Raw genomic sequence first — 5,663 nt, 5'->3', positions numbered from 1 at the left:
AAACTCACCGCGGTTTAAAACTCACAAGTCAATTTACTGGTGGATAGGAGCAGGCAAAAACTACCTGATTATTGAAGTTAGAAAAGTTCTGTCGATGGGAGTGTTTGCGTGGAGCAACGAAATGTTTAACGATGACGTCTTGGCCAAGTGCCCAAAATGCAATTCGTCCGACGTAAATATAACCCGCGAAGAAATCCGATGTGCTACCTGCAACCTCGCGGAAGACTTAAACATTCCTGCGAAACTTCAGTCGGATGTTGCTGCTGCGGTTGGCTCAGCAACTTGGCGAGGCGTTTTGCAACGGTGGGACTTTGCAGGCTGATTGATAAGCAGCAGCGTCGGGCGCGTCCTGGCGGACAGGATACAGACAAATTTGGAGTTTTGTCTGTGACTGCAACTTTCCGAGACTCAGATAGAGTTGATCCTGGGTGCTTTGTTGGGTGCTAATAGCGGCACCGCGCCAGGTGCCAGACGGGCCCCCACCACTTACGAAAAACGCCAAATACCTGGTCCGCCTGACACGGTTGATATGTGCACCACGGTCGCCAACGGTTTTGGAGAACTGGCCAAATTCTTTGGATTTCCGGTCAATCGCCAAGTTAACCGCCGCGATCCGTTGCGCTTGGCGATGTTCAAACCTGATGATGATGGCAAGCTGCCAAGGAATACCTAAAGCAATCGTTGGCGTTCACAGGTTTTTGAACAGTGCGCCCTAGGCAACGGCCTGATGAACCTCGATTACATTCCCTTCCGGATCATGGAAGAAAACTTGATGCCATTCCTTTGCGAAAGCGGTGCCGTAGTCGGAGTATGGAATGCCCTTTGCTTCCAGCATCGCCTTGAAGGCCACAATGTCATCCGTCCTGAACGCGATGTGGCCCCGCTCAACAGGATTGATGACTTCACCATTTTTAAATGCCACCTGAAGGTTCTTTTCAGCCAAATGCATTTGCATTTTTCCATCCGTCGCAAACTTAATCTTGCCCGCATAGCCTCGCTGGTCTGTCACCTCTGAACGAGGGAAAGTCTGGATCGGGATATCATCCAGTCCGAGAACTTCAGTATAGAAATTATGCAGTCGGTCTACGTCTTCGGACACGTAGTTGATGTGATGGAATTCTAGCTTCATATTTTCGCACTGCCTTCGCTCATGTCTGTTGACGAGAGAAAAACCCCTTGCTGGTAAATTCCATAACGACCTTGCCATCATGATTGCTGACGGAGACTTTACTGACAACCACTCCAATGTTTGGGCGACTCCTTGAAGGAATTGTATCCGTGACCTCCATCTGCACTGATAGCACGTCGCGAGGGTACACAGGGAGAAGCCACCTGAGGTTATCAATCCCCGGGGACCCTAGGGATCGACCATTTGCATCCATGTTGGCAACTAGCATAGACATCGTCATTGCGCATGTGTGCCAACCGCTCGCACACAGACCGCCAAACAGCGATTGTTTGGCTGCTTCATGGTCCAAATGAAAGAACTGTGGATCGTATTTCTGTGCAAACTCTATGATTTCTTCTTCGGTCACCTTGTAGGCGCCAAAGCTTTGCTTCTGACCCACCTCAAAGCTCTCGAAGGGAATATAGTTTTGGCTATCTTGGGATTTTGTCATTTCTGCCTCGCGTTCTGGGGTAAGTCCCTCACGGGAAAGGGGAAGTCAGAGCTTCAACCCATTTGTGCAACAAAGTCGCGACAACCCACTATGACAGATGCTTCTCCAAGTTCGCAGTATATGAAGCGGTGTCGCCAATATGTTCCATCACCCATTCTGGATTGTAGAAGGTGTCTAGGTAACGGTTTCCGTCGTCACAAAGAACGGTGACAACAGAGCCAGATCGTCCAGCTGCTTCCATCTCCTGCGCAACTTGTAGGGCTCCCCAAAGGTTTGTACCTGTCGAAGGCCCGGCCCTTCGTCTGATCTGCTTTTCGAGCCAGAGCATAGTTGCAATGCTTGCAGCATCTGGCACTTGTATCATTCGGTCTATAACATCGGGCAGGAATGACTTCTCCACTCTTGGTCGCCCAATCCCTTCAATTCGGCTGGAGCAGGAGCGGATCAAGCCTCGGTTCCCAGTCTGATAACTCTCAAGGAAGACAGAGTTTTCCGGGTCTACTACAACAAGCTCAGTGTCGTGGCCTTTGTAGCGTATGTATCGCCCGAGTGTTGCAGAGGTCCCACCAGTCCCCGCACTCATCACGATCACCGAAGGAATTGGGTGCGATTCTTGCTCCATTTGCCGGAAAAGGCTCTCAGCAATGTTGTTGTTGCCCCGCCAATCAGTCGCCCTTTCTGCAAAAGCAAACTGGTCCATGAAGTAGCCGCCGACCTTTTCTGCAAGTGTGACCGAAGCCGGGTGCATTTCGGGCGCTGAACCCACAAAGTGAATTTCCCCGCCTTGGAAACGGATCAGATCAATTTTACTCTTAGCAGTGGATTTTGGGAGAACTGCGGTAAAAGGCACGCCTATCATCCGTGCGAAATAAGCTTCTGAGACCGCAGTGCTGCCGGAAGAAGCTTCGATTACTCGTGTCCCCTCTCTGATTTTCCCATTTACCAACGCATAAAGGAAAAGCGAACGCGCAAGTCTGTGCTTGAGACTACCAGTTGGATGAGTGCTCTCATCCTTGAGATATATATCTACGCATTTGAGCCCATGAACTGGAAGTTTGAAAAGGTGCGTATCGGCAGAGCGATGCGCATCCGCGTTGATCTTCCTAATCGACTCCGCAATCCAATAATCCATACCGCTACTCAATCCTGATGCTATGCGCCCAACATCCGTGGGTAAGTCGTCTCTAAAGTCCATAGCAATGCAACGAACGGCCGCTCAACGCGACACAGCGGACACTCACAAAAATTCGCTGAATGACTGCATCGAGCCCATACTGCGTATTGCTGCGTCAATAATAAACGACCGCTGTTCGAAATAAACCATACCGTTTTCGACTTCCCATCAAGGCAGGGTTTCGTGCTTCAGTCCTTCGAGCGGCCAGAGCACTTGGGGTATGACCTCATATCTGTTTGCGGAAGAAGCGAAGGCCTGCTGCGACCTCTGGTGCAACATTTACGCTAGTCGAAATTTGGTTCGGAGCTGTTTCCTCAAAACCTAGGTTCTTGTAGAGCGCAGGCATCTCGACATTGCCACGCACGGTATCAGCAATCATGCATTTTAGCCCCAAAGTCGGAGGAAGCGGGATTCGAACCGATGGTTCGCTTCGTCGTACTCGACGCAAGAATTCAGCGTCTCCGTCTTTGCCGTTCTCGGCTCCGCTCACGTTTCTCGACGGTGAGCGGGTGATCGCGGCCAAGTGCACTGTAGACGCCACCGGTCTTTGACCAATTCAGGAACTGGCTGAAGCTATCGACCTGGTCATTTTTTGTACCGCGTGGAAATGACTGCAATTCCCGCTTGAAGGCAGGCAGCCACGGCGCTTCACGTGGCAGGTGTACCTTGCCTTCTTCCACCGGCGCACAGGCGGACTGGAAACGGATTTCCTTGTCCTGAAGAGGCCTAATTCTTCGAAAGCGCGCACGATCATTCCCAAAGAGCTCATCCAGAAGCGGTTTTCCAGAAGCTGCGTCTTCAATCAAAACCTTTTCAGGGTCCCACCTCTCGACGAGAGCAAGCGCCTTAGCCTTGAGTGCGGGATAATCCAGTTGACCCTTCCAGACATCAAGCAAGTACCAATTGTTTTCGCGGAATCCCCATGTCGTACAGACAGAAAAAGCAGCCAACGGATTAGCGGACATACCCGTGTCCCAGCTTTGGATCACTGCCTGATACCAACACCTGTCCTCTACCTTGTCATAAGTCCCAAACCACTCCCAGCGCAGCGGCGAGCCATCCGGCGCAATCGGATTCTGCTGGTACTGGCAGTTGAATGTAGCGGAACCCATCTCGCGGTGCATGCGGTCCAGTGTGGCCTGATCCAGACGCGTTGGGGACAATAGGTCGCCGGGCTTGCGCCGATAATGCCGCCCACCCCCGATCGGCACCTCTTCATGCTCTTCGGCGATCGCCGGAAGGTTCAGATGTCGATACGTGCCCTTGTCGAGGAGATATCCAGGCGGGTCCATCTCGTGAAGACGCTGCGCAACCATCACGACCCGGCCATCCGACGGCTTGTCGAAGCGCGACAGCAGCGTCTGCTCAATGAACTCCTGCGCTTTATAGAGTTCAGCTTCGGAGCTGGCGTCACCCGCCTTCAGCAGATCGTCAATGATGATATAGTCAGCGCCATGTCCAGTGACCGCACTGCCGATGGACACGGCCTTGCGGCCGCCGCCTTTTGTGGTCCGGATTTCTTCGGAGGTGTTGCCCTTTTTCGCCAGTCGCGTTTCCGGAAACATGGCGTGATACCAAGGGGATGCCATGATCTTGCGGCAATCCTCAGAGTGTTTGCGCGCCAGATCGAGACCGTAGCTCGCCACGATGATCTTGGCGTGGGGGTTATGTCCAAGCAGGAAAGCGACATAAGCCACCGCGACCGTCACAGACTTCAGGCAACGTGGCGGGATGTTGATCACCAGCCGCTGGTTTTCTCCGGTGCGGACGTTGTCGAGCTCAAAGCACATTGCCCGGACATGCCACGCGGGTTCAAACCTGTCGTCGCTGCCTTGGTGGAGCGCACCAAAGACTTTCCACACAAAGGGAAAGAAGTTATTCCGACAAACTTCATTCGAAGCTTGCACGATCATCCGCGGATCAAGTGACGTCATCATCTTGCTCCTCTCCATCAACCTGCCGGTCGTCAATCTCCCAATCTTCTTTCGTTTCATCGTCCGGCGTTCCGTCACCTTGTCCCGCCATCGGGTCCGAGAGGAAATCCCTGAGAATGTCATAGTCGACGGGCTCCGGCGCGCTTTCTAAACGTGTTGCCTCTGTCTCATGCTGCGCGACCGCGCTCCCATAGAGCTCCGCATCCAGTTTGAGCAGCGCCATCATCGCCTTGTCATCGCCCTTCAGCGCTTTGTTCATCAACTGCTTAGCCATAGCTTCCGCCTTGGTGATGCGTACCCGCCGGTTGCCTTCCTGAACCATGATCTTCGATTCTAATTCACGTTTGAGGCTGGCTTGAACGCCTTTGGCGCCTTTGGGCCTGCCCCTTGGGTTACCCGACCGACCCTTCTTGAACCGTGTGGATGTTGGCGGTTTGCCATAGCCAACTTCATAGTCATCATCTTTGATATCATTAGACATGATCCATCTCCTTCTCGTCGGAGACAGGTACCGAGTCGGCCTGCGCCCGAGCGGCAAAGGTCTCGCCTGCGGCACTCAGGACGGCATCTTTTCCAGTCATCTCCTGCCAGCGTCGGATGGCGACATCGACATAGGCCGGGTCCAGTTCGATGAGCCGGGCGCGCCGTCTGGTCTTCTCGGCCGCCAAAAGCGTGGCACCCGACCCGCCGAAGGCATCCAGCACGAGGTGGTGCTTGCAGACTAATTCGAACCAGTCTCCACAAGGACAGTGACGCTGTCCATTAATTCGCGCCAAGACCACGCCACTCAGCCAGAGCGGCGGCGCGGTTGAGTTTGAAATTCGTTCGAGTTGAGAGGCTGCGTTCCTGATTACAATGATTGTAGACAGATGCGTGGACGGAGGCGAATTTCTGCAAACTTCGCATGCGCCTGAAGCGAAGCATCGCCCGTTCTCG

The 5,663-nt window shown here is 53.1% G+C and carries 7 protein-coding genes and 1 pseudogene; 1 reads left to right on the top strand and 7 read right to left on the bottom strand.

The window, feature by feature from the left end:
• Nucleotides 1–322: hypothetical protein (locus ABJD00_RS03545; RefSeq protein WP_413848859.1), on the top strand; the 322-nt coding region annotated here is incomplete at its 5' end.
• Nucleotides 323–712: 390 nt separating this feature from the next.
• On the opposite strand, the gene ABJD00_RS03540 is transcribed toward ABJD00_RS03545, so the two are convergent.
• The 7 genes and pseudogenes from ABJD00_RS03540 to ABJD00_RS03510 all read right to left on the bottom strand — a co-directional run.
• Nucleotides 713–1,129, bottom strand: coding sequence for a VOC family protein (locus ABJD00_RS03540; protein WP_413848855.1), 417 nt, complete (start codon nt 1,127–1,129; stop codon nt 713–715).
• Between the two features lie 19 nt (nt 1,130–1,148).
• Complete coding sequence (locus tag ABJD00_RS03535; RefSeq protein ID WP_413848853.1) at nt 1,149–1,619, bottom strand: MaoC family dehydratase; 471 nt, start codon at nt 1,617–1,619, stop codon at nt 1,149–1,151.
• An 88-nt stretch (nt 1,620–1,707) separates the two neighbouring features.
• Nucleotides 1,708–2,751, bottom strand: coding sequence for a PLP-dependent cysteine synthase family protein (locus tag ABJD00_RS03530; protein WP_348457474.1), 1,044 nt, complete (start codon nt 2,749–2,751; stop codon nt 1,708–1,710).
• A 494-nt stretch (nt 2,752–3,245) separates the two neighbouring features.
• On the bottom strand, nt 3,246–4,727 hold the full coding sequence (gene terL, locus ABJD00_RS03525; protein WP_413848851.1) for a phage terminase large subunit: 1,482 nt from the start codon (nt 4,725–4,727) through the stop codon (nt 3,246–3,248).
• Nucleotides 4,714–5,208: a DUF5681 domain-containing protein gene (locus tag ABJD00_RS03520; protein ID WP_413848849.1), complete on the bottom strand. Its 495-nt coding sequence runs from the start codon at nt 5,206–5,208 to the stop codon at nt 4,714–4,716. Before ABJD00_RS03520 ends, terL begins: the two co-directional genes overlap by 14 nt.
• Nucleotides 5,201–5,503 (bottom strand): DNA methyltransferase, encoded by a 303-nt coding sequence (locus ABJD00_RS03515; protein ID WP_413853596.1) that lies wholly within the window; start codon nt 5,501–5,503, stop codon nt 5,201–5,203. The genes ABJD00_RS03520 and ABJD00_RS03515 overlap by 8 nt, the downstream gene beginning before the upstream one ends.
• Nucleotides 5,490–5,663 (bottom strand): annotated as a pseudogene (locus ABJD00_RS03510) (IS6 family transposase); the annotation flags it as partial. The gene ABJD00_RS03515 and the pseudogene ABJD00_RS03510, both read right to left, overlap by 14 nt.

It is taken from the genome of Tateyamaria sp. (genome assembly GCF_039945315.1).
Taxonomy (GTDB): domain Bacteria; phylum Pseudomonadota; class Alphaproteobacteria; order Rhodobacterales; family Rhodobacteraceae; genus Tateyamaria.
The sequence above is the reverse complement of the archived record's forward strand: the minus strand, read 5'-3'. Positions and strand labels throughout refer to the sequence as shown.